The sequence below is a fragment of the Pluralibacter sp. genome, assembly GCF_019237635.1.
In the GTDB taxonomy this organism is placed as follows: Bacteria; Pseudomonadota; Gammaproteobacteria; order Enterobacterales; family Enterobacteriaceae; genus Enterobacter_B.
On record NZ_JAFAGS010000175.1, the window covers coordinates 1 to 22,148 of the forward strand.

Below are 22,148 nucleotides of genomic sequence, written 5' to 3' on the forward strand. Positions count from 1 at the left end.
GCGCTATCCGCGCCGCTTTGCTCAGTGGAAGCCGGAGTGTACCGGGGTGGATGATAAATGCACAAAGGCGGAGATGATCAACTCCTTTGATAACTCCATCACCTATATCGATGACTTTATCTCTAATGTGCTGGATCTGGTGCGGGACAAGAAAGCTATCGTCTTCTACGCGTCCGATCACGGCGAGTCTATCAACGAACGTCAGCACCTGCACGGTACGCCGCGCAACATGGCGCCGCCGGAACAGTTCCGCGTGCCGATGCTGGTATGGATGTCGGATAAATATCTGCAGGACCCGGCGCACGCGCAGTCTTTTGCCTGGCTTAAGCAGCAGGCGGCGATGAAGCAGCCGAAACGCCACGTTGAACTCTACGATACGATTATGGGCTGCCTGGGGTACACCTCTCCTGACGGCGGTATCAACGAGAACAACAACTGGTGCCATGTGCCGGAGCAGAAAAAGTAGGGCGAACGGCGAGTTTCTCGCCATTCAAATCCCTTTTTGAGAAAAGGGATTGACGGGGCAGTGTCTCAGCAGTAAGATGCGCCCCGCATTCGGTGATTGGCGCAGCCTGGTAGCGCACTTCGTTCGGGACGAAGGGGTCGGAGGTTCGAATCCTCTATCACCGACCAAATTAGAAAAACCCGCTCAACTGAGCGGGTTTTTTGCATTCAGGGCCTGACGAGGATGAGAACCTCCGGGGGTAAGAGGTTCGACTCGAGCATCGCGAGAGAACGTTGCGTCAGCAACGGCCCGTAGGGCGAGCCACGCAGTGGCGAGTAATCCTCTATCACTGACAAAAATCCCTCGTCGCCCGACTTCCCACCATCAGTTAACCGTTTTGTGACATATTCCATTGTATTTTTTTATATTTGGTTAGCCCTTTTTTTGCGTTGCTTACAGATAAGCTCAGCATTTTCCCCTGAGCGTTTTAACGTTCACGCTATTAACCGCTCAGATTCTCACCATTTCGTAAGAAATTTTTGTCATTTAGCACAATTGTTAATCACTGGTTGAGCCAAGGTATTGAGATGATTGTGCTGCTGTTAAGTGCGTAGCACAATTTTCCCTGCTGAAAATAGCGGCCTGAAGTTTTTTTAATCTTTGTTTACCAATTCTCACCGTTGATGGAAATCACGGTTACCTGTATTGACGTTTGCACATTCTGTTGACAGATTGTAGTGCGTGAGGGGCAATTCAGGATGAATCCGCACTGCAACTCAGTCACTTCAGTGAAAGGAATATCCTGCCCCCACATTGCCTTCGGGCGCTACCGACCAGACCGGGTAAAAAATAAATAAAGGCTGGCGGCAAAACACAACATACAAACATCACATTTGGAGCAGAATAATGAGTATTTCCTTGAAAAAGTCAGGGATGCTGAAGCTTGGTCTTAGCCTGGTGGCTATGACTGTCGCTGCAAGCGTACAGGCAAAAACCCTGGTTTACTGTTCTGAAGGCTCGCCGGAAGGCTTTAACCCACAGCTCTTTACCTCTGGTACTACCTACGACGCCAGCTCGGTGCCAATCTACAACCGTCTGGTTGAATTTAAAACCGGCACCACTGAAATCGTCCCTGGCCTGGCTGAGAAGTGGGACGTTAGCCCGGACGGTAAAACCTATACCTTCCACCTGCGCAAGGGCGTGAAGTGGCAGGACAATAAAGATTTCAAACCGACTCGCGACATGAACGCGGACGACATCGTGTTCTCCTTCGATCGTCAGAAAAACGACAAAAACCCGTACCACAAAGTGTCTGGCGGCAGCTATGAATACTTTGAGGGCATGGGCCTGCCGGATCTGATCAGCGAAGTGAAAAAAGTAGACGACAACACCGTTCAGTTCGTGCTGACGCGTCCGGAGTCTCCGTTCCTCGCGGATCTGGCGATGGACTTCGCGTCCATTCTGTCCAAAGAATATGCTGACAACATGCTGAAAGCCGGTACGCCGGAGAAAGTTGACCTGAACCCAATCGGTACCGGTCCGTTCCAGCTGATGCAGTACCAGAAAGATTCCCGCATTCTGTACAAAGCGTTCCCGGGCTACTGGGGCACCAAGCCGCAGATCGACCGTCTGGTGTTCTCTATTACGCCGGATGCGTCTGTACGCTATGCCAAGCTGCAGAAAAACGAATGCCAGGTCATGCCGTACCCGAACCCGGCTGACATTGCGCGTATGAAGGAAGATAAAAACATCAACCTGATGTCTCAGGCAGGTCTGAACGTCGGTTATCTCTCTTTCAACACCGAGAAAAAGCCGCTGGATGACGTCAAAGTTCGCCAGGCGCTGACTTACGCGGTGAACAAAGAAGCGATTATCAAAGCCGTTTATCAGGGCGCTGGCGTGGCCGCGAAAAACCTGATCCCGCCAACCATGTGGGGTTATAACGACGATGTTAAGGACTACACCTACGATCCGGAAAAAGCCAAAGCGCTGCTGAAAGAAGCGGGCCATGCCGATGGCTTTACCATCGACCTGTGGGCGATGCCGGTACAGCGTCCTTACAACCCGAACGCTCGCCGTATGGCTGAGATGATTCAGGCCGACTGGGCGAAAGTGGGTGTGAAAGCCAATATCGTGACTTACGAGTGGGGCGAGTACCTCAAGCGTGCGAAAGCGGGCGAGCACCAGAGTGTGATGATGGGCTGGACCGGCGATAACGGGGATCCGGATAACTTCTTCGCGACCCTGTTCAGCTGCGCTGCGGCGAAAGACGGTTCTAACTACTCTCGCTGGTGCTACAAGCCGTTTGAAGATCAGATTCAGCCGGCGCGTGCGACTGACGATCACAACAAGCGTATTGAACTGTACAAACAGGCTCAGGTGGTGATGCATGACCAGGCTCCGGCGCTGATCATCGCTCACTCCACCGTCTACGAGCCGGTGCGTAAAGAGGTCAAAGGCTATGTGGTTGACCCGTTAGGCAAGCACCACTTCGAAAACGTCTCTGTCGAATAATTAAAAACGTAAGGGGCGCTATGCGCCCCATGCCCGGCGGCGCTTTGCTTGCACGGACCTACTTTATCGTAGGCCGGGTAAGCGTAGCGCCACCCGGCAGCAGTTCTTTATTCCTGGTACAGGAATGAGATTGTGAGCAATACAGATGCGCTGATCCAGGCTGCGCGTCATGAGAGAGAGTACGTGTTATGTTGCAGTTCATCCTCCGACGTTTGGGGTTAGTTATCCCGACCTTTATCGGTATCACCCTACTCACCTTTGCCTTTGTTCATATGATCCCCGGCGATCCGGTGATGATCATGGCGGGTGAGCGTGGTATTTCCCCTGAGCGCCACGCGCAGCTCCTGGCCGCCTTAGGTCTGGATAAGCCGCTGTGGCAGCAGTACCTTCACTATATCTGGGGTGTGCTTCATGGCGACTTAGGGATTTCGCTTAAAAGCCGCCTGCCGGTGTGGGAAGAGTTCGTCCCGCGTTTTAAAGCCACGCTGGAGCTCGGCGTCTGCGCCATGATGTTCGCCGTGGCGGTGGGTATTCCCGTCGGCGTGCTGGCCGCGGTAAAACGCGGCTCTGTCTTTGATCATACCGCGGTAGGTCTGGCCCTGACGGGGTACTCCATGCCTATCTTCTGGTGGGGCATGATGCTCATCATGCTGGTGTCAGTGCAGCTCAACCTTGCGCCGGTGTCCGGACGTATTAGCGACTCGGTGTTCCTCGACGATACCCTGCCGTTAACCGGTTTTATGCTGATTGATACCGCCATTTGGGGTCAGCCGGGTGATTTTATCGATGCGGTTGCGCACATGGTGCTGCCCGCCGTGGTGCTGGGTACGATTCCGCTGGCGGTGATCGTGCGTATGACCCGTTCGGCGATGCTGGAAGTGCTGGGTGAAGATTACATTCGTACTGCCCGCGCGAAAGGCCTGACCCGTATGCGCGTCATCATCATCCACGCGCTGCGTAATGCGATGCTGCCTGTCGTGACCGTCATCGGTTTGCAGGTGGGCACGCTGCTGGCAGGCGCGATTCTGACCGAAACCATCTTCTCCTGGCCGGGTCTTGGGCGCTGGCTGATTGATGCGCTGCAACGCCGCGATTATCCGGTGGTGCAGGGCGGGGTGCTGCTGGTCGCGACGATGATTATTCTCGTTAACCTGCTGGTCGACCTGCTGTACGGCGTGGTGAACCCGCGTATTCGTCATAAGAAGTAAGGGGCCATCATGTCACAAGTCACTGAAACTAAAGTTGCTGCACCGGTGCCAATGACCCCGTTGCAGGAGTTCTGGCACTACTTTAAACGTAACAAAGGGGCGGTTATCGGCCTGGTGTATGTGGTGGTGGTGATGTTTATCGCCATCTTCGCTAACTGGCTGGCGCCGTATAACCCAGCGGATCAGTTCCGCGATTCCCTGTTGGTTCCGCCATTCTGGCAACAGGGCGGTAGTCTGGCGCATCTGCTGGGAACCGACGATGTGGGCCGCGATGTCCTGTCGCGCCTGATGTACGGCGCGCGCCTGTCGCTGCTGGTCGGCTGCCTGGTGGTGGTGCTGTCGCTGGTGCTGGGGGTTGTCCTCGGTCTGGTGGCGGGCTACTTCGGCGGCATGGTTGACAACATCATCATGCGTATCGTCGACATTATGCTGGCCCTGCCGAGCCTGCTGCTGGCGCTGGTGCTGGTGGCGATTTTCGGCCCGTCGATCGGTAACGCCGCCCTTGCGCTGACCTTCGTGGCGCTCCCTCACTATGTGCGTCTGACGCGCGCGGCGGTGCTGGTGGAGGTCAACCGCGATTACGTCACCGCGTCTCGCGTGGCGGGTGCGGGCGCGATGCGCCAGATGTTCGTCAATATTTTCCCGAACTGCCTGGCGCCGCTGATTGTTCAGGCGTCGCTGGGTTTCTCTAACGCCATTCTCGATATGGCCGCTCTTGGCTTCCTTGGCATGGGTGCGCAGCCGCCGACACCGGAGTGGGGCACCATGCTCTCCGACGTGTTGCAGTTCGCGCAGAGCGCCTGGTGGGTCGTGACCTTCCCGGGTCTGGCGATCCTGCTGACGGTGCTGGCATTTAACCTGATGGGCGACGGTCTGCGTGACGCGCTGGATCCCAAACTGAAGCAGTAAGAGGCACGAGATGGCGTTATTAAATGTAGATAAATTATCGGTGCACTTCGGCGACGAAGGCACGCCGTTTCGCGCCGTGGACCGCATCAGCTACAGCGTAAAGCAGGGCGAAGTCGTGGGTATTGTCGGTGAGTCCGGTTCCGGTAAATCCGTCAGCTCACTGGCGATCATGGGGCTGATTGACTATCCGGGCCGCGTGATGGCGGAAAAACTGGAATTCAACGGCCGGGATCTGAAGCGCATCTCCGAAAAAGAGCGTCGCCAACTGGTGGGTGCGGAAGTGGCGATGATTTTCCAGGACCCGATGACCAGCCTGAACCCCTGCTATACCGTCGGTTTCCAGATTATGGAAGCGATCAAGGTACATCAGGGCGGCAACAGGAAAACCCGTCGTCAGCGCGCGATTGACCTGCTCAATCAGGTGGGTATTCCCGACCCGGCGTCGCGTCTGGACGTGTATCCGCACCAGCTCTCCGGCGGGATGAGCCAGCGCGTGATGATCGCCATGGCGATCGCCTGCCGTCCGAAACTGCTGATTGCGGACGAACCGACGACGGCGCTGGACGTGACCATTCAGGCGCAGATCATTGAGCTGCTGCTGGAGCTTCAGCAGAAAGAAAATATGGCGCTGGTGCTGATTACCCACGATCTGGCGCTGGTGGCGGAAGCGGCGCACAAAATCATCGTGATGTATGCAGGTCAGGTGGTGGAGACCGGCGATGCGAAGGATATCTTCCGCGCGCCGCGCCACCCCTACACCCAGGCGCTGCTGCGCGCGCTGCCGGAGTTTGCGAAGGCTAAAGCGCGTCTGGCCTCGCTGCCGGGCGTGGTGCCGGGTAAATATGACCGCCCGAACGGCTGTCTGCTGAACCCGCGCTGTCCGTATGCGACGGACAAATGCCGCAGTGAAGAACCGGGCCTGAACGCCGTCGATGGCGGCCGTCAGTCCAAATGCCATTACCCCCTTGATGATGCCGGGAGGCCGACCCTATGAGTACGCACGAGGCCACCTCGTCGCAGCCGCTGCTGCAGGCTATCGACCTGAAAAAACACTACCCGGTGAAAAAGGGGATTTTCTCCCCGGAGCGCCTGGTGAAAGCGCTGGATGGCGTTTCCTTTACGCTCGAGCGGGGTAAAACGCTGGCGGTGGTGGGCGAGTCCGGCTGTGGGAAATCCACGCTGGGACGCCTGCTGACGATGATTGAAACCCCGACCGGGGGCGAGCTTTATTATCACGGGCAGGATCTGCTTAAGCATGATCCGCTCTCGCAGAAATTGCGGCGCCAGAAAATCCAGATTGTGTTCCAGAACCCCTACGGTTCGTTGAACCCGCGCAAAAAAGTGAGCCAGATCCTTGAAGAGCCGCTGCAAATCAACACCACGTTGAGCAAAGCCGAGCGTCGGGAAAAAGTGCTGGAAATGATGGCGAAAGTCGGTCTTAAACCTGAGCATTACGATCGCTATCCGCATATGTTCTCCGGCGGCCAGCGCCAACGTATCGCGATTGCCCGCGGCCTGATGCTTGATCCGGACGTGGTCATCGCCGATGAACCTGTTTCCGCGCTGGATGTTTCCGTACGCGCGCAGGTGCTGAACCTGATGATGGATTTACAGCAGGACATGGGCCTGTCGTATGTCTTCATCTCCCACGACCTGTCGGTGGTAGAGCACATTGCTGATGAGGTGATGGTGATGTATCTGGGACGCTGCGTAGAGAAGGGGACGAAGGATCAGATCTTCAATAACCCGCGTCATCCTTACACCCAGGCGCTGCTGTCGGCAACGCCGCGTCTGCACCCGGACGACCGCCGCGAGCGCATCAAGCTGACCGGCGAGCTGCCAAGCCCGCTCAACCCGCCGCCGGGCTGCGCCTTCAACGCCCGCTGCCGCCGCCGTTTCGGTCCCTGCACGCAGCTACAGCCGCAGCTAAAAGACTACCGCGGCCAGCTGGTGGCGTGTTTCGCCGTAGACCAGGATGAGAACGGCGAGAAACCGCTCTCCTGATAGCAAAACCGGAGCTCAGTTCATGCAGCTCCGGTTTTTTTACTCCTGCCCGTATCCATAGCGCCCTTTTTTGCGAGGCGTTATCCGGAAATGTTGCGCTGATATTCCCTCGCCTTCTGCCATGCAGTATGACTCCTCAGGATGATACTGGATTGCACAATTAACCTTTTAGGTTAGAATTGGAGAGGGCTTATGGAAAAGCGAACGCCTCATGTCCGGCTAAGGGCAATCAAATCGCTGGTGAATAGCGGCAAGATCAGAGCAACACATAGCGCCATTTTGGCCGCGGATGCGCTTGGTTTCGACTTCACCGGGATGTGCGAGGTGGTTTTAGCGCTCAGTGAGAAAGACTTCTACAAAAGTATGACGACGTACGCTGACCATAGTCTGTGGCAGGACGTATACCGACCCTACCTTCACTGCGGACAGATCTACCTTAAGGTCACTGTGGAAGAAGATGCTCTTATCGTCTCGTTTAAGGAGAAATAGTGATGAAATGCCCCACCTGCGGTCAGGCTGAACTGCTTTCTGAAGTACGGGATGTTGCTTATAGCTATAAGGGACAGCGGACGCTTATCAGGAATGTGGATGGTCTTCACTGCCCAAGGTGCGGTGAATCTGTTCTTGATAAGGCGGCGTCAGAGGCGTTTATGGCGCAAGTAAACGCGTTCCGCTCCACGGTTATTGCACAAACTGTAGCACCCGAATTTATTGAAAAAGTCAGGAAGAAGTTATCGCTGACCCAGAAAGAAGCGAGCGTCATTTTTGGCGGCGGCGTCAATGCCTTCTCACGCTATGAAACCGGGAAAGCGCAACCCCACCTTTCTACGGTTAAGCTGTTGCGTGTTTTAGACAAACATCCGGAGCTTTTACAGGAGATCTGCTAGCGGAAAGAACAGACCCGCCGGAGCGGGTCTGTGGTGGCAGTATTACTGCGGATAGGGCACCCATTCGCCGCCGTTCAGCCGGACATACGGTTTACCCTGGTACTGAATGACTATCGCATTGGAGTTCTCTGATACTGCAACCGTTTTCGGCAGGTCGCTGGTGTACTGCTGCCAGTTGACGCTGTCTTCGGTAAACATCTTGCCGTCGACCGCGCGGGCGACCAGTTCAGAAATGGCGAGATAGCTGCTCGGTTGAGTGATTTCGATAGCCGCGCCCTGATGCGGCGTCTTCATACCGAAGAACTTAATCGCAGCAGGTACGTGGGTAATCGACGGGCTCGGGATATCGCGCAGGCCAGACACCTGCATCTTATCGCCGTGAATCGCGCCGCCGTGTTCCGGTACGATAACGACCATCACCTTGCGTCCCGATTTTTCCAGTCCGGTGAAGAACTGATCCAGTTCGTCGAACAGCTTTTGCGCCCGCGCTTTATAATCTGCAGTCTTGCTCTGCCCCGGAAAATGGTTGCCGTCATGCAGCGGCAACGTATTGTAGAACGTGGCGGTACGGGCGCCCTGTTCTTTATTCTCGTTGCCCAGCCAGCGGTTCAGCATCGCCAGATCGTCATACACCGGCGACCCGTCGAAGCCGAGCAGAGTGACCGGAATACCCTTCTGTTCCATCAGCGGGCTTTGCATATCGCCGTAGTTGCGCAGCTCTTTGAGAAAATCGCCGAACTGCCCGTTGTGGCCGAGCATCAGTTGGGACTTAAAGCCCAGGTTCGCTAAATTGTCGAACAGGTAACAATCTTTTCCGGCTGGCGAGTAGAGGTTGGTGTGCGACGTCTGGCCGCAGCTCGCGCGCAGCAGACGGATGGCTGCCGGGCCGCTGTACGAGGTTGCCGAGTTGAAATTTTTAAAGACGATATCAAAGTGTTGGAACAGCGGATGTTGCATCAAATCTGACGTTTCAAGGTCGTCCCATGACAGCGAACAGATGTTGATCACCAGCAGCTCGAACGGCTGGGCATCTTCAGGCAACGCGCTCGGGAAGGTGGTCTTTCGTTGGTCTTCGGCGGCATAGAAACTGGAAAGCCAGGCGCTAAGGTTGGCCGAGGTCGGAGGCGCGGTCTGCGCCGTCATATCGCCAGCCACCGATTTTGCATCCGCGCTCGCAGCGTCACTGGTGGTCACGGTGTCAGTGGCCTGCCCGCCGGGAATGAGAGAGAAGTCGGGGCCGACCAGCATGATGGCGTTCAACCAGACCATCACGCCGACCACGAATACCGTCACCCGAATCCACTGCGACAGGAACAGCCACGCGACCAGCAGCACAAAGAAAGCGCCGAGCATCTGCCAGTTGATGAAACGGGTGACAAGGTCCATCACGTAATCAAAACTGAAGCCCGCCAGCTGCGAACCCTGGCTCATAATGCTGTCCGGGCCAGGTAGCCAGGTATCGTGCCAGAACAGCGCAAAACCAATGGGAATGGCAATCCAGTGACGCCACAGATGGATTTTGCGGTTCGGCAACGGCAGCAGCAGGAACGCCATAAAGACCAGGTTCAGCATGGCGTGGAAATTCAGGTATCCCGCCCACAGCAGGCCGAACTTCACCAGAAAGTAGAAGTTCCATCCGGAAAGGCCGCGCCAGTATTGCCAGCCCGACAGCGGCAGGGCAGTGGTTTTAGAAGGGTTAGTCATCTTTTTGCTTTGCCTTGACGATAGCTGGCCGACGCAGGGTACCCACCGGCCTGGTATAACGGGGCTTGAAAAACATCAGTCTGATCGTGGTCTTAATACGGCGCCTGTAGTGGCGCGCCATAAAGCCCAATGGAAAAAAGATCAGGGCGCACAGCACAACCAACTGAATAATATCGCTTATCGACATCATGCTTTCGCCCCTCCTTTCGTATCAACAAGACGATGCGGCTCGGGGACCCGGCGCCAGCTTCGACCGTCATGGGTCGCGTTCATGACCTCGCTTCTGCCGAGGGTGAACGGCAGCGGCGCGGTCCAACGGTCAGGCGTGACGGCCTGCATTTCGACGATTTCCGCCGTAATCTGTTTATCTTCGAACCAAACCATTCGATTGGAGAATATATCGCCGGTCGGCAACGGGAAAATATGGTTGAGCGCGGTATCAAGGTCATTGACGCGACAGAAGGTCAAAAACAGCACCAGCCGGTTGTTGCCGATCGTCATAATATCGCCGGAGCGATTGGGGCGACACAGCGTCAGCGCCTGCTCAACCCGCAGCCCGGGTACCGGACGCAGCGCGACCATCACCCCTTTGTTGTCAGCGGGCAACAGAGGATTGCTCATAATATCGTGCACGGCGGCGCAGAACACATCCCATTTCTGGTAGCCGCGAAGCTTGAGCGGCTGGGTCAGCGCCAGAAGGGTGTTGACCTCATCGGGTACGTGGCGGTGGAACTGCTGCTTTTGCACGCTTTCCACCAGCGTCAGGCAGCGGGAGAGCGGGGCGTTCCAGGGCACCACCAGGTTTGCGCCGCAGCCGAGCAGCAGGCGCTCGTCAGTCGCGCGCAGGCTGGCCGCCATTTCGCGTACCACAATCTTCAGCGCAGTACCACGCTGACGGCGCAGGGTGTGAATATAGCGAGCCAACTGTTCAATCTGGCTGGTTTGCTCCACGGCGAAAATCACCGTCGCGGCTTGTGCGGTGCGCGAAGCCTTAAAGACCGCGTCGTTGCTGTCGTACAACGACCAATATTCAGAGAGCGCAGGCGCGCCCTCCAGCACGTTTTTATTGCTCAGCACGACTTTTTCATCGCTGCGCGGCTGAATATCGGTTTCTTCTTTTTCAGCCAACTGCCAGACGCCGTCGGTATAGTTAACCTGCAGCTGTTGACGGGCGCTAAGGCCTTTTTCATTGCCCCAGAAGGCGATATCAAAAAGATGATTATCACCCAGGTAGCGCAAACTCGCTAAACCTGAGAGCGAGCGGTGTTCGCCGAGTAACAGCGACAGTTGGGCATCTGTATTGTTTCCCGGGGTGAGGATAAGAAGCGAACAGTGATAGTAATTTGTCCAGTGGCTGGCGTTATTCAGCCATCTGCGCAAACGATCCCCTGGAATATTTTTCCAGGCGTTGTCGGCACACATCAGGATAAATAAATAATTACTCGGATCAATAGAACAGAGCAAATCGCGATACAGCGAGTATAGACCATCTTCGCTTTTTGGCATGCTGAAGAGGCGTATTTTTTCAGGGCCGCGGGATTCGTGTAGTTTTATGATTTTGTTTGGTTTTTCTCCCATGACGATCGCCGCGACTTTAGCATCGGCGGGCTGTGCGGCGATCGTCTGGTTTAATAGACTCTCCGCATCTTCCCGCCGTTCAACGTTCATCCACCATACGCCGCCCGTGGGCATATGGCTCACCTCGTCCCATAAGGACTGGATTCCAATTGAGAATACAGGGTTCACTGTGTCCCTCGTGCGCTAATTTGACTATCGGTCAGTTTACTAGCAAAAGTGTCAAATTAAACCTAACATTGAAATTAAAGATTAACAGATTTAGCATGTAAACTAATCTATGTGTTGAAGACAGTGTAGCGGAAAAGCAGGGTTATACTTTTTTTGTCCGCGAAACACGTCTCCATGATGCGTTTTCTAAATATATCCGATGAAGGGTAATTAAAATGTCTGAGAATGAACCCCGGACATCGTCAGATTCCGCGCTGGGCTATACCTTCCAGAATGATTTTTTGGCGTTAAGCCGGGCATTTTCGTTGCCTGAAATAGATTACACCGATATTTCCCAACGTGAGCAGTTGGCCGCAGCGTTAAAACGCTGGCCCTTACTGGCTGAATTCGCAGAACAACAGCAGGGAGCTTGAATGACCATTCTTGGACTACAGGGACTGCGTGGGGGAGTGGGTGCGACATCGGTAGCCGCAGCGCTCGGCTGGGCGTTACAAACGCTCGGCGAGTCGGTCATCATCGTTGACGCGTGCCCGGATAATTTGCTGCGTCTCTATTTTAATAATGCCTTACGCCATCGCGGCGGCTGGGCGCGCGCGCTTATCGATGGCGGCGACTGGCGCAGCGCCGGGATGCGCTATACCTCACAGATTGATTTTTTGCCCTTTGGTCAACTGACGCCCGCCGAGCGTTTGCATTTACATTCTGATGCGATGGCGCCAGTACTGCATAAACTCACCGGGATAGTGACGACCCTGCAGCATCTGAACCACTATCAATGGATCCTGCTCGATATTCCGCACGGGTTTTCGCCGTGGACGCAATCGCTGATTGAGGCCTGCCATCACGTGCTGACGGTGGTCAAGCCTGACGCGAACTGCCATATCCGCCTGCATCAGCAGGTGATGCCTGCGAACGGACACGTGCTGATAAACGACCTGCGCATCGGCAGCCAGGTGCAGGACGACCTGTGTCGCGTCTGGCTGGAAAGCCAGCCGCAGATTCTGCCGGTGGTGATTCATCGGGATGAGGCGATGGCGGAGTGCCTGGCGGCGAAGCAGCCGGTCGGCGAGTACCGCAGTGATGCGTTGTCCGCAGAGGAAATGGTCACTCTGGCGAACTGGTGCCTGCTGAATTACGCGCAGGCGCGTTCGTCCGAAGGGATGGCATCATGATTCGCCTTAGCGCCCTGCTGCTGGCCCCGGAGGCCGGAGCCAGCCTGCGTTGGCGCTATCAGGATTATCGCCGTCACCGCGCGACCCGTCTCGGTGCGGCGCTGGGCTGCCTGTGGGCGGCGCTGGCGTGGATCTTCCTTCCTCTTGAGAACCCGCGCTGGCAGCGTATTCGCGACCACCATGCGACGTATTATCCGCATATCAATCCCCACCGTCCGCGTCCCTTCGACCCGATTCGCTATCTGCTGCAGAGTGTGTGGCTGGTGGCGACCCGTCCGCCGGTGGAGAAGCAAAAAACAAACTGGCGCGCCCTGGTGGCGTTGGACGGCCTGCGTGGCCGGTACCATCAGTGGATGGAAACGCTGCCGGACAGGTTCACGCATAAAACCGGCCATCTCGACCACAAAAAAGAGCTGGCGCATCTGAGCCCGAAGCTGCGCAAACTTGTTCTCGGCGTCGTGGTGTTCTTTTCGCTGATTCTGGCGCTGGTCTGCATTACTCAACCGTTTAACCCGCTGTCGCAGTTCGTTTTCCTGCTGCTGCTCTGGGGGGTTGCGCTGATGGTGCGCCGTATCCCGGGACGTTTCCCGTCGTTGATGCTTATCGTGCTCTCGCTGACGGTCTCGTGCCGATATATCTGGTGGCGTTATACCTCAACCCTTGACTGGAACGATCCGCTGAGCCTTACTTTTGGCCTGATTCTGCTGTTTGCCGAAACCTACGCCTGGATTGTGCTGGTGCTCGGTTATTTCCAGATTATCTGGCCGCTGAACCGTCAGCCGGTGCCGCTGCCGGAGAAAATGTCCGACTGGCCGACCGTCGATATCTTCGTCCCAACCTATAACGAAGATTTGAGCGTGGTGAAAAACACCATTTACGCCTCGCTGGGCATCGACTGGCCGAAGGACAAACTCACCATCTGGATCCTCGATGACGGCGGCCGTGAAGAGTTCCGGCAGTTTGCTAAAGACGTCGGGGTGGAATATATCGCCCGCACCTCTCACGAGCATGCGAAGGCGGGCAACATCAACAACGCGCTGAAGATGGCGAAGGGCGAGTTTGTCGCCATCTTTGACTGCGACCACGTGCCGACGCGCTCTTTCCTGCAAATGACCATGGGCTGGTTCCTTAAGGACGAGAAGCTGGCGGTGATGCAGACGCCGCACCACTTCTTCTCGCCGGACCCGTTTGAGCGCAACCTGGGGCGTTTTCGTAAAACGCCGAACGAAGGCACGCTGTTCTACGGTCTGGTCCAGGACGGGAACGACATGTGGGATGCGACCTTCTTCTGCGGTTCCTGCGCGGTTATCCGCCGCGCGCCGTTGGACCAGATTGGCGGGATCGCCGTGGAGACGGTCACTGAAGACGCCCATACGTCATTACGCCTGCATCGTCTGGGCTACACCTCAGCCTATATGCGCATCCCGCAGGCGGCAGGGCTGGCGACAGAAAGCCTGTCGGCGCACATCGGGCAGCGCATCCGCTGGGCGCGCGGGATGGTGCAAATTTTTCGTACCGATAACCCACTGTTTGGTAAAGGGTTAAAATTCCCGCAACGGCTCTGCTACGCGAATGCCATGCTGCATTTCTTATCCGGGATTCCGCGACTGATCTTCCTGACCGCGCCGCTGGCGTTCCTGCTGCTGCACGCGTACATCATCTACGCGCCGGCGCTGATGATTGCGTTGTTCGTACTGCCGCACATGATCCACGCAAGCCTCACCAACTCGAGGATTCAGGGGAAATACCGTCACTCCTTCTGGAGTGAAATCTACGAAACCGTGCTGGCCTGGTATATCGCGCCGCCGACCATGGTGGCGCTGATCAACCCAAAAATCGGCAAGTTTAACGTTACGGCGAAGGGCGGGTTGGTCAAAGAAGAGTATGTGGATTGGGTTATCTCTAAGCCCTATCTCTACCTGGTGCTGCTGAATCTGCTGGGAGTGGCGGTTGGTATCTGGCGTCACTTCTACGGCCCGGAGAATGAGGTTCTTACGGTGTGGGTCAGCCTGCTGTGGGTCTTCTATAACCTGATTATTCTCGGCGGGGCCGTGGCGGTGTCGGTAGAGAGCAAGCAGGTGCGCCGCTCCCACCGTGTTGAAATATCGATGCCAGCGGCGATCGCGCGTGAGGACGGCCATCTGTTCTCCTGTACGCTGCATGACTTCTCCGATGGCGGCGTGGGCGTCAAAATTAACGGTCAGGCGCAGGTGCTTGAGGGGCAAAAAGTACAGCTGTTGCTCAAACGCGGGCAGCAGGAGTATGCGTTCCCGACGCAGGTCGTGCGGGTGTCTGGCAGTGAGATAGGTCTGCAACTGCTGCCGCTCTCCCCCCGCCAGCATATCGATTTTGTACAGTGTACGTTCGCCCGCGCCGATACCTGGGCGCTGTGGCAGGACAGCTTCCCGGAAGACAAACCGCTGGAAAGCTTGCTGGACATTCTGAAACTGGGGTTCCGGGGATATCGTCACCTTGCCGAGTTTGCTCCTCCTTCAGTGAAATACATTTTCCGGTCGCTTATCGCGCTGATTAGCTGGGTGGTGTCGTTTATTCCCCGCCGCCCGGAACGGACGGTGAAAGAGATGCTTTCGGAACCGGCTATCGCTCAACAATGATGATTACACGATGAAAAGAAAACTTTCCTGGATTTGCGCAGCGGCAGTAGGAATGGGATGTTTACTCCCACTGGGCACCTATGCCGAACCCACGTCTGATTCGGCGCCAGCGATGCCCGTCGTTGCCGATACGGCAAGCGGCGATACGGCAACAAAGATGCCTGCCGTCGTGGAAAATACCCCGTCGCGTGACGTAAAACTGAGCTTCGCCCAGATTGCGCCAGCGCCGGGCAGTATGGCGCTGCGTGGGGTGAGCCCGACGGGCGTGGCGCAGTTCGGCATGCGCAGCGATGAAGTGGCGTCGAAAGCGGTGCTGAACCTGGTGTACACCCCATCACCATCGCTTATCCCGGTTCAGTCGCAGCTGAAGGTTTATCTCAACGATGAACTGATGGGCGTGCTGCCGGTCACCAAAGAGCAACTGGGGAAAAAGGTCGCGGCGCAGATGCCGATTGACCCGCTGTACATCAGCGATCTGAACAACGTGCGGCTGGAGTTTGTCGGTCACTATCGCGATGTGTGCGAAAACCCGGCCAGTAATACCCTGTGGATGGACGTCGGGCGCGACAGTTCACTCTCGATGACATTGCAGACGCTCGACGTACAAAACGATCTGTCTTACTTTCCGGTGCCGTTTTTTGATTCCCGCGACAACCGTCCGCTGACGCTGCCGATGGTGTTTGCCGGGACACCGGATCTTGAACAGCAGAAGGCGGCGGCGATTGTGGCCTCCTGGTTCGGCTCCCGCGCGGGCTGGCGCGGCCAGTCTTTCCCGGTACTGTATAACGGGCTGCCGGACCGCAATGCTGTCGTCTTCGCGACCAACGATAAGCGCCCGGACTTCCTGCGTGATTACCCGCAGGTGAACGCGCCGACCATCACCATGATGAATCATCCGGATAAGCCGTATGTGAAGTTGCTGGTGGTCCTGGGTCGTAATGACGACGATTTGCAGCAGGCGGCGAAGGGTATCGCTCAGGGTAGCATCCTGTTCCGCGGCAGCAGCGTGACCGTCGATGAGGTTAAACCTCTGCTGGCGCGTAAACCTTACGATGCGCCGAACTGGGTGAGTACCGACAGGCCGGTGACCTTCGGCGAACTGAAAACCTATGAGCAGCAACTGCAGTCCAGCGGTCTTGAGCCGTACCCGATTAACTTGACTATCAACCTGCCGCCGGATCTGTATTTGTTGCGCAGCAACGGCATTGATATGAATCTGAAGTACCGTTACACCATGCCGTCGGTGAAGGACAGCTCGCGCATGGATATCAACCTCAACAACCAGTTCCTGCAGTCGTACAACCTCAGCAGCACCCAGGAGATCAGCAGCCTGCTGCTGCGTCTGCCGGTGGTTCAGGGGCTGCTGGACGGGAAAACCGATGTTACGATTCCGGCGCTGCGTCTGGGGGCGGCAAACCAGCTGCGCTTTGACTTCCTATACACGAACCCAATGCCGGGCGGCACCATCGAAAACTGTATCACCTTCCAGCCGATACAGAACCACGTGGTGATTGGCGACGATTCGACGATCGACTTCTCTAACTATTACCACTTCCTGGCGATGCCGGATCTGCGCGCATTTGCCAACGCGGGCTTCCCGTTCAGCCGGATGGCCGATCTCTCGGACTCCGCCATCGTGATGCCGGACGCCCCGACCAAAGACCAGATGGGAACGCTGCTGGAGACGGTTGGCACCATCAGCGGCCAGACCGGCTTCCCGGCGGTGAATATGACTCTGGTTAACGACATCGGTCAGGTGGCGAATAAGGATGTCGATATCATGATGATCGGCACCATCCCGCCTGCGCTGAAGGACGACAAAAAGATAGATATGCTGGTCGATGCTGCGAAAAGCTGGGTGAAAACCCCGGCGCGCCACAACGATCTGCCGACGGTGAACGTCGATGAGAACGATCGTGAGCCCGCCACCAAAGCCAGCGTTTCGTCGTCCGGTCCAATGGCGGCGGTGATTGGCTTTCAGTCGCCGTATAACGATCAGCGCAGCGTTATTGCGCTGATGGCTGACAGCCAGCGGGGCTCTGAGCTGCTGAATGATGCGCTCAACGACAGCGGCAAGCGCGCGGCAATGTTCGGTTCCGTATCGGTTATTCGTGAGTCTGGCGTAAACAGCCTGCGTGTCGGCGATGTGTATTACGTGGGCCATTTGCCCTGGTTCGAACGCGTCTGGTTTACGCTTTCCAATCACCCGATCCTGCTTGCGGTTCTGGCGGCAATCAGCGTGGTCCTGCTGGCGTGGGTTCTGTGGCGTCTGCTGCGCATCATCAGCCGCCGTCGTCTGGATCCTGATGACGAGTAAACCATGATGAACGTTGTACGCCATGCTGGTCTGGCGCTACTGATGCTGGTCACGTTGCAGGTAAATGCCGCCTGCGACTGGCCCGCATGGGAACGGTTTAAAACCACCTACATCAGCGACGGCGGCCGGGTTATCGACCCGAGCGACGCCCGGAAAATCACCACCTCCGAAGGGCAGAGCTATGCGCTGTTCTTCGCCCTGGTGGCGAATGACCGCGCCGCGTTCGCCACCCTGTTTGACTGGACGCAAAATAACCTCGCCGAAGGCGATTTGCGCGCGCATATCCCCGCATGGCTATGGGGGAAAAAAGAGGCCGACCGCTGGATGGTTATCGACAGCAACTCCGCGTCCGATGCGGATTTGTGGATTGCCTGGTCGCTGATGGAGGCCGGACGGCTCTGGAAGATGCCGCAGTACAGCGATACGGGTAAAGCGCTGCTGGCGCGCATCGCTGAAGAAGAGGTTGCCACGATCCCCGGGCTTGGCGCGATGTTGCTGCCGGGAAAAGTGGGCTTTGCCGATGATGAAGGCTGGCGTTTGAACCCCAGCTATTTACCGCCGCAGCTCGCCCGCTACTTCGCCCGTACCGGCGCGCCGTGGCAGGCGATACAGAAAACCAATTTACGCCTGTTGCTGGACACCGCGCCAAAAGGGTTCTCACCGAACTGGGTTCGCTATGACAAAAAGGGCGGCTGGCAACTGAAGCAGGATAAAGGGCTGGTGGGCAGCTACGACGCTATCCGCGTCTACCTGTGGGTTGGCATGCTGCATAACGACGACCCGCAAAAGGCCCGTCTGCTGGCAAAATTCAACGCGATGGCCACGCAGACGGCACGCGCGGGGCTGCCGCCGGAAAAAGTGGATATCGCGACCGGAAAAGTGACCGGCGATGGGCCTGTGGGATTTTCCGCCTCGCTGCTGCCTTTTTTGCAGGATCGCGATGCACAGGCTGCTCAGCGACAGCGGGTTGTGGATAACTTCCCCGGCGCGGACGCCTATTACACCTATGTTCTGACCCTTTTCGGGCAAGGATGGGATCAGCACCGTTTTCGTTTCACCGTTCACGGTGAATTACTACCTGACTGGGGCCAGGAATGCGCAAGTTCACAGTAAGTCTACTCAGCCTCTCGCTCGGTCTGGCGATGTTGCCAGTCGCCTGGGCCGAGACGCCTTCCGCACAACAGCAGTTGCTGGACCAGGTTCGGCTCGGCGAAGCCAGCAAGCGCGACGATCTGGTGCGCCAGTCGCTGTATCGTCTGGAGCTTATTGCGCCGAACGATCCGCAGGTGATGGCCGCGCGTCTGCGCTATTTGCTGCGCCAGGGCGACAACGCCGGGGCGCAAAAGCAACTGGATCGCTTAAAACAGATAGCGCCGGATTCCGATGCTTATCGCGTCTCGCAAAGCGAAATGCAGCTGACGACGGAAAGCGGTCGTCAGGCGTTACAGCAGGCGCGCTTGCAGGTGGCGTCGGGGCATGTGCCGGAAGGGGTTGCGCTGTATGACAAGATTTTTGCCGGTCAGCCGCCGGACGGCGATCTCGCGGTCGAGTACTGGAGGGCGGTCGCCCGCCTGCCCGCACGCCGCAATGAGGCTATCAGCCAACTGATGAAAATTAACGTGCGGACGCCGGGCAACACTCAGTTGCAGGCGACGCTAGCAAGAATGTTGTTTGCCGATAACCGACGTGACGAAGGGTTCGCGCTACTTGAGCAGATGTCGCGCTCCAGCAGCGGACACAATACGGCGGCGGACATCTGGTACGATCAAATAAAAAACCAGCCGGTAAGCCGTGACAGCGTGCAAGCGTTACAGCGCTTTTTGACGGTTTTCACCGAGGGTGAGAAGGTCAATGATGCCCGTACCCTGTTGGCAAGCCAGCAAAAACAGCTGGCGGACCCGGCCTTTCGGGCGAAGGCGGAGGGGTTGGCCGCCGTTAACGCCGGGCAGGGCGGAAAAGCCGTTTCGGAACTCCAGCAGGCGGTCAACAGCAACCATAACGACAGCGAGGCCGTTGGCGCGCTGGGGCAGGCTTACTCACAACGCGGCGACCGCGCCAGCGCTGTCGCGCAGTTTGAAAAAGCCATCGCCATGGACCCCCAAAGCCCCAATCGCAGTAAATGGGATAGCCTGCTGAAAACCAACCGCTACTGGCTGTTGATCAAGCAGGGCGACAATGCCCTGAAGGCCAACAACCCAGAGCAGGCGCTGCGTTACTACAGCCAGGCGCAGCGGGTGGACAATACCGACAGTTATGCCGTACTGGGGTTTGGCGACGTGGCCGCCGCGCGCAAAGATTACGCTGCCGCCGAACGCTACTACAGCCAGGCGCTGCGCATGGATCGCGGCAACAACAACGCGGTACGCGGGCTGGCGAATGTCTACCGGGCGCAGTCGCCGGAGAAAGCCACGGCGTTTATCAACAGTCTGTCGGCCAGTCAGCGGCGCAGTATTGATGATATCGAGCGCAGTCTGACCAACGAACGCCTGTCCCAGCAGGCGCAAGCGCTGGAGGAACAGGGGCGCTGGGCGCAGGCGGCGGAAGTTCAGCGCCGTCGTCTGGCGCTTGATCCGGACAGCGTGTGGGTCACCTACCGGCTGGCGAAAGACCTGGTGGGCGCGGGTCAGCGGACGCAAGCGGATAACCTGATGATGAATCTGGCGCGCAAAAAATCCGGCGATCCGGATCAGGTCTACGCGTACGGGCTTTACCTGTCGGGCAATAATCAGGATCTGGCGGCGCTGTCGCACCTCAACACGCTGCCGCGTAGCCAGTGGAACAGCAATATCCAGGAGCTGGCCGATCGTCTGCAGGCAGGCCAGGTGATGCAGCAGGCGAACCTGCTGCACGACAGCGGGCACGAGGCGCAGGCTATCGCGCTGCTCAAACAGCAGCCGCCGTCCACGCGCTACGATCTGACGCTCGCCGACTGGGCGCAGCAGCGCGGCGATACGCAAACCGCCATCAGCGAATACAACGCGGTGCTGGCGAAAGACGCGGGTAACGACGATGCCCATCTTGGGCTTGCGGAGATTTACAGCGAAGACGGCAATCAGACCGCCGCACGGGAACAGTTGGCGAAGCTGAAAGCGCCGACGGCTGACCAGCCGCGTTCTATCAACATGCAGCGGCGTATCGCGCTGGTGTATGCGGCGCTTGGCGATACCGCGCAGGCGCAGCAGATTTTCAACGCTATTGTGCCGCAGGCCAAAGCGCAGCCGCCATCAATGGAAAGTGCGCTGGTGCTGCGTGACAATGCCCGTCTGCAGGCGAAAAACGGCAACCCGCAGCAGGCGCTGGACAGCTATAAAGACACGATGGTGGCGACCGGAATAACCCCGACGCGGCCACAGGATAATGACACCTTTACGCGCCTTACCCGCAACGACGAAAACGACGACTGGCTCAAGCGCGGCGTACGCAGCGATGCTGCTGACCTGTATCGCCAGCAGGACGTCAACGTCACCCTCGAACATGACTATTGGGGTTCCAGCGGCACGGGCGGTTACTCTGACCTGAAAGCGCGTACCACCATGTTGCAGGTGGACGCACCGCTCTCGGACGGGCGGATGTTCTTCCGTACCGACTACGTGAACATGAACGCGGGCAGCTTCTCCACCAAAAGCAATGGCGGCTATTCGCCGAAATGGGGCACCTGCGATCTGGCGACCTGCTTTGGCGGTAGTAAAAACCAGAGCGATAACGGCGCGAGCGTGGCGGTGGGTTGGTATAACAATAACTGGAATATGGATATCGGCACCACGCCGATCGGCTTTAACGTGGTGGATGTGGTGGGGGGCCTGAGCTACAGCGACAGCCTCGGCTCGTTAGGTTACACCGTCGAAGGGCATCGTCGGCCCATCTCCAGTTCGCTGCTGGCGTTTGGCGGGCAGACGGATAACGACAACAACGGCCACTCCGGCACCACCTGGGGCGGTGTGCGGGCCGACGGCGGCGGTATCAGCCTGAGCTATGACAAAGGGTATGCCAACGGCGTCTGGGCGTCTCTGAGCGGGGACTCGCTGACCGGGCAAAATGTTGAGGACAACTGGCGCGTGCGCTGGATGGCCGGTTATTACTACAAGCTCATCAACGAAAATAACCGCCGCGTCACCATCGGCCTTAACAATATGATCTGGCACTACGATAAGGACCTGAGCGGCTACACCCTTGGCCAGGGCGGTTATTACAGCCCGCAACAGTATCTGTCGTTCGCCGTGCCGGTTTACTGGCGGCAGCGTACGGAAAACTGGTCGTGGGAGCTTGGCGGTTCGGTCTCGTGGTCGCAGTCGCATACCAGCAAGCAGGCGACCTATCCGCTGCTCAATCTCGTACCGCCGCAATATCGCGATGAGGCCAGTAACGCGTTTGAGGATGCCAGCAGCAGCAGCGGGTTTGGCTATACCGCCCGGGCGGTGATAGAGCGCCGTCTGACCTCCAACTGGTTTATCGGAACGGCTATCGACATTCAGCAGGCGAAGGATTACACCCCGAGCCATGCGCTGCTCTATGTCCGTTATTCCGCCGCGGGCTGGCAGGGCGATCTGGATATGCCGCCGCGTCCGCTCATCCCTTACGCAGACTGGTAACAGAATAGCCCTAAATACGCGATCTCCTGTCTCCGTAT

The 22,148-nt window shown here is 57.3% G+C and carries 17 protein-coding genes, 1 tRNA gene and 1 other RNA gene; 16 read left to right on the top strand and 3 right to left on the bottom strand.

The genetic code is table 11. From position 1 onward, the window contains the following. The 10 genes from JO226_RS20315 to JO226_RS20360 all read left to right on the top strand — a co-directional run. On the top strand, positions 1-466 hold a 466-nt coding region (locus JO226_RS20315), incomplete at its 5' end, for a sulfatase-like hydrolase/transferase (RefSeq protein ID WP_296406783.1). A gap of 90 nt (positions 467-556) precedes the next feature. Continuing rightward, positions 557-633 (top strand) — tRNA-Pro (locus JO226_RS20320). A 34-nt stretch (positions 634-667) separates the two neighbouring features. Then, a non-coding RNA gene (locus JO226_RS20325) (RtT sRNA) lies at positions 668-801 on the top strand. A gap of 550 nt (positions 802-1,351) precedes the next feature. Continuing rightward, positions 1,352-2,959, top strand: a complete 1,608-nt coding sequence (gene dppA, locus JO226_RS20330; RefSeq protein WP_296406785.1) for a dipeptide ABC transporter periplasmic-binding protein DppA — start codon at positions 1,352-1,354, stop codon at positions 2,957-2,959. A 188-nt stretch (positions 2,960-3,147) separates the two neighbouring features. Further along, positions 3,148-4,167: a dipeptide ABC transporter permease DppB gene (gene dppB, locus JO226_RS20335; protein ID WP_296406787.1), complete on the top strand. Its 1,020-nt coding sequence runs from the start codon at positions 3,148-3,150 to the stop codon at positions 4,165-4,167. Between the two features lie 9 nt (positions 4,168-4,176). Further along, the gene (gene dppC, locus JO226_RS20340) at positions 4,177-5,076 is read left to right on the top strand and encodes a dipeptide ABC transporter permease DppC (protein ID WP_296406789.1); all 900 of its coding nucleotides are present in this window, start codon (positions 4,177-4,179) and stop codon (positions 5,074-5,076) included. A gap of 10 nt (positions 5,077-5,086) precedes the next feature. Then, the gene (dppD, locus tag JO226_RS20345) at positions 5,087-6,070 is read left to right on the top strand and encodes a dipeptide ABC transporter ATP-binding protein (RefSeq protein WP_296406791.1); all 984 of its coding nucleotides are present in this window, start codon (positions 5,087-5,089) and stop codon (positions 6,068-6,070) included. Continuing rightward, positions 6,067-7,080 (top strand): dipeptide ABC transporter ATP-binding subunit DppF, encoded by a 1,014-nt coding sequence (dppF, locus tag JO226_RS20350; RefSeq protein ID WP_296406793.1) that lies wholly within the window; start codon positions 6,067-6,069, stop codon positions 7,078-7,080. The genes dppD and dppF overlap by 4 nt, the downstream gene beginning before the upstream one ends. 192 nt (positions 7,081-7,272) lie before the next feature. After that, the gene (locus tag JO226_RS20355) at positions 7,273-7,569 is read left to right on the top strand and encodes a type II toxin-antitoxin system MqsR family toxin (RefSeq protein WP_296406795.1); all 297 of its coding nucleotides are present in this window, start codon (positions 7,273-7,275) and stop codon (positions 7,567-7,569) included. Between the two features lie 2 nt (positions 7,570-7,571). After that, the gene (locus tag JO226_RS20360) at positions 7,572-7,967 is read left to right on the top strand and encodes a type II TA system antitoxin MqsA family protein (protein WP_296406798.1); all 396 of its coding nucleotides are present in this window, start codon (positions 7,572-7,574) and stop codon (positions 7,965-7,967) included. Positions 7,968-8,009: 42 nt separating this feature from the next. Here JO226_RS20360 and bcsG read toward each other — a convergent pair whose 3' ends face one another. Genes bcsG through bcsE form a run of 3 tightly spaced genes read right to left on the bottom strand, consistent with a single transcriptional unit; the run spans position 8,010 to position 11,417 of the window. Beyond that, positions 8,010-9,671 (bottom strand): cellulose biosynthesis protein BcsG, encoded by a 1,662-nt coding sequence (bcsG, locus tag JO226_RS20365; RefSeq protein WP_296406800.1) that lies wholly within the window; start codon positions 9,669-9,671, stop codon positions 8,010-8,012. After that, complete coding sequence (bcsF, locus tag JO226_RS20370; protein WP_296406802.1) at positions 9,664-9,861, bottom strand: cellulose biosynthesis protein BcsF; 198 nt, start codon at positions 9,859-9,861, stop codon at positions 9,664-9,666. Before bcsF ends, bcsG begins: the two co-directional genes overlap by 8 nt. Next, a complete protein-coding gene (gene bcsE, locus JO226_RS20375) occupies positions 9,858-11,417 on the bottom strand; it encodes a cellulose biosynthesis c-di-GMP-binding protein BcsE (RefSeq protein ID WP_296406804.1) in 1,560 nt (519 codons plus the stop codon). The genes bcsF and bcsE overlap by 4 nt, the downstream gene beginning before the upstream one ends. Positions 11,418-11,632: 215 nt before the next feature. Between bcsE and bcsR the strand changes: the two genes are divergently transcribed. Genes bcsR through bcsC form a run of 6 tightly spaced genes read left to right on the top strand, consistent with a single transcriptional unit; the run spans position 11,633 to position 22,110 of the window. Then, the gene (gene bcsR, locus JO226_RS20380) at positions 11,633-11,830 is read left to right on the top strand and encodes a cellulose biosynthesis protein BcsR (RefSeq protein WP_296406805.1); all 198 of its coding nucleotides are present in this window, start codon (positions 11,633-11,635) and stop codon (positions 11,828-11,830) included. Beyond that, positions 11,831-12,589: a cellulose biosynthesis protein BcsQ gene (gene bcsQ, locus JO226_RS20385; RefSeq protein ID WP_296406807.1), complete on the top strand. Its 759-nt coding sequence runs from the start codon at positions 11,831-11,833 to the stop codon at positions 12,587-12,589. It begins immediately after the preceding gene. Then, a complete protein-coding gene (gene bcsA / locus JO226_RS20390) occupies positions 12,586-15,204 on the top strand; it encodes a UDP-forming cellulose synthase catalytic subunit (protein ID WP_296406809.1) in 2,619 nt (872 codons plus the stop codon). Before bcsQ ends, bcsA begins: the two co-directional genes overlap by 4 nt. Positions 15,205-15,214: 10 nt before the next feature. Next, a complete protein-coding gene (bcsB, locus tag JO226_RS20395; protein ID WP_296406812.1) occupies positions 15,215-17,521 on the top strand; it encodes a cellulose biosynthesis cyclic di-GMP-binding regulatory protein BcsB in 2,307 nt (768 codons plus the stop codon). A gap of 3 nt (positions 17,522-17,524) precedes the next feature. Then, positions 17,525-18,634, top strand: coding sequence for a cellulose synthase complex periplasmic endoglucanase BcsZ (gene bcsZ, locus JO226_RS20400; RefSeq protein ID WP_296406814.1), 1,110 nt, complete (start codon positions 17,525-17,527; stop codon positions 18,632-18,634). Further along, a complete protein-coding gene (gene bcsC / locus JO226_RS20405) occupies positions 18,616-22,110 on the top strand; it encodes a cellulose synthase complex outer membrane protein BcsC (RefSeq protein ID WP_296406816.1) in 3,495 nt (1,164 codons plus the stop codon). The genes bcsZ and bcsC overlap by 19 nt, the downstream gene beginning before the upstream one ends. The last annotated feature ends 38 nt before the right edge of the window (positions 22,111-22,148 follow it).

Coding starts and splice junctions, on each gene's coding strand:
- dppA (WP_296406785.1), top strand. CDS start 1,352: ATGAGTATTTCCTTGAAAAAGTCAGGGATGCTGAAGCTTGGTCTTAGC.
- dppB (WP_296406787.1), top strand. CDS start 3,148: ATGTTGCAGTTCATCCTCCGACGTTTGGGGTTAGTTATCCCGACCTTT.
- dppC (WP_296406789.1), top strand. CDS start 4,177: ATGTCACAAGTCACTGAAACTAAAGTTGCTGCACCGGTGCCAATGACC.
- dppD (WP_296406791.1), top strand. CDS start 5,087: ATGGCGTTATTAAATGTAGATAAATTATCGGTGCACTTCGGCGACGAA.
- dppF (WP_296406793.1), top strand. CDS start 6,067: ATGAGTACGCACGAGGCCACCTCGTCGCAGCCGCTGCTGCAGGCTATC.
- JO226_RS20355 (WP_296406795.1), top strand. CDS start 7,273: ATGGAAAAGCGAACGCCTCATGTCCGGCTAAGGGCAATCAAATCGCTG.
- JO226_RS20360 (WP_296406798.1), top strand. CDS start 7,572: ATGAAATGCCCCACCTGCGGTCAGGCTGAACTGCTTTCTGAAGTACGG.
- bcsG (WP_296406800.1), bottom strand. CDS start 9,671: ATGACTAACCCTTCTAAAACCACTGCCCTGCCGCTGTCGGGCTGGCAA.
- bcsF (WP_296406802.1), bottom strand. CDS start 9,861: ATGATGTCGATAAGCGATATTATTCAGTTGGTTGTGCTGTGCGCCCTG.
- bcsR (WP_296406805.1), top strand. CDS start 11,633: ATGTCTGAGAATGAACCCCGGACATCGTCAGATTCCGCGCTGGGCTAT.
- bcsQ (WP_296406807.1), top strand. CDS start 11,831: ATGACCATTCTTGGACTACAGGGACTGCGTGGGGGAGTGGGTGCGACA.
- bcsA (WP_296406809.1), top strand. CDS start 12,586: ATGATTCGCCTTAGCGCCCTGCTGCTGGCCCCGGAGGCCGGAGCCAGC.
- bcsB (WP_296406812.1), top strand. CDS start 15,215: ATGAAAAGAAAACTTTCCTGGATTTGCGCAGCGGCAGTAGGAATGGGA.
- bcsZ (WP_296406814.1), top strand. CDS start 17,525: ATGATGAACGTTGTACGCCATGCTGGTCTGGCGCTACTGATGCTGGTC.
- bcsC (WP_296406816.1), top strand. CDS start 18,616: ATGCGCAAGTTCACAGTAAGTCTACTCAGCCTCTCGCTCGGTCTGGCG.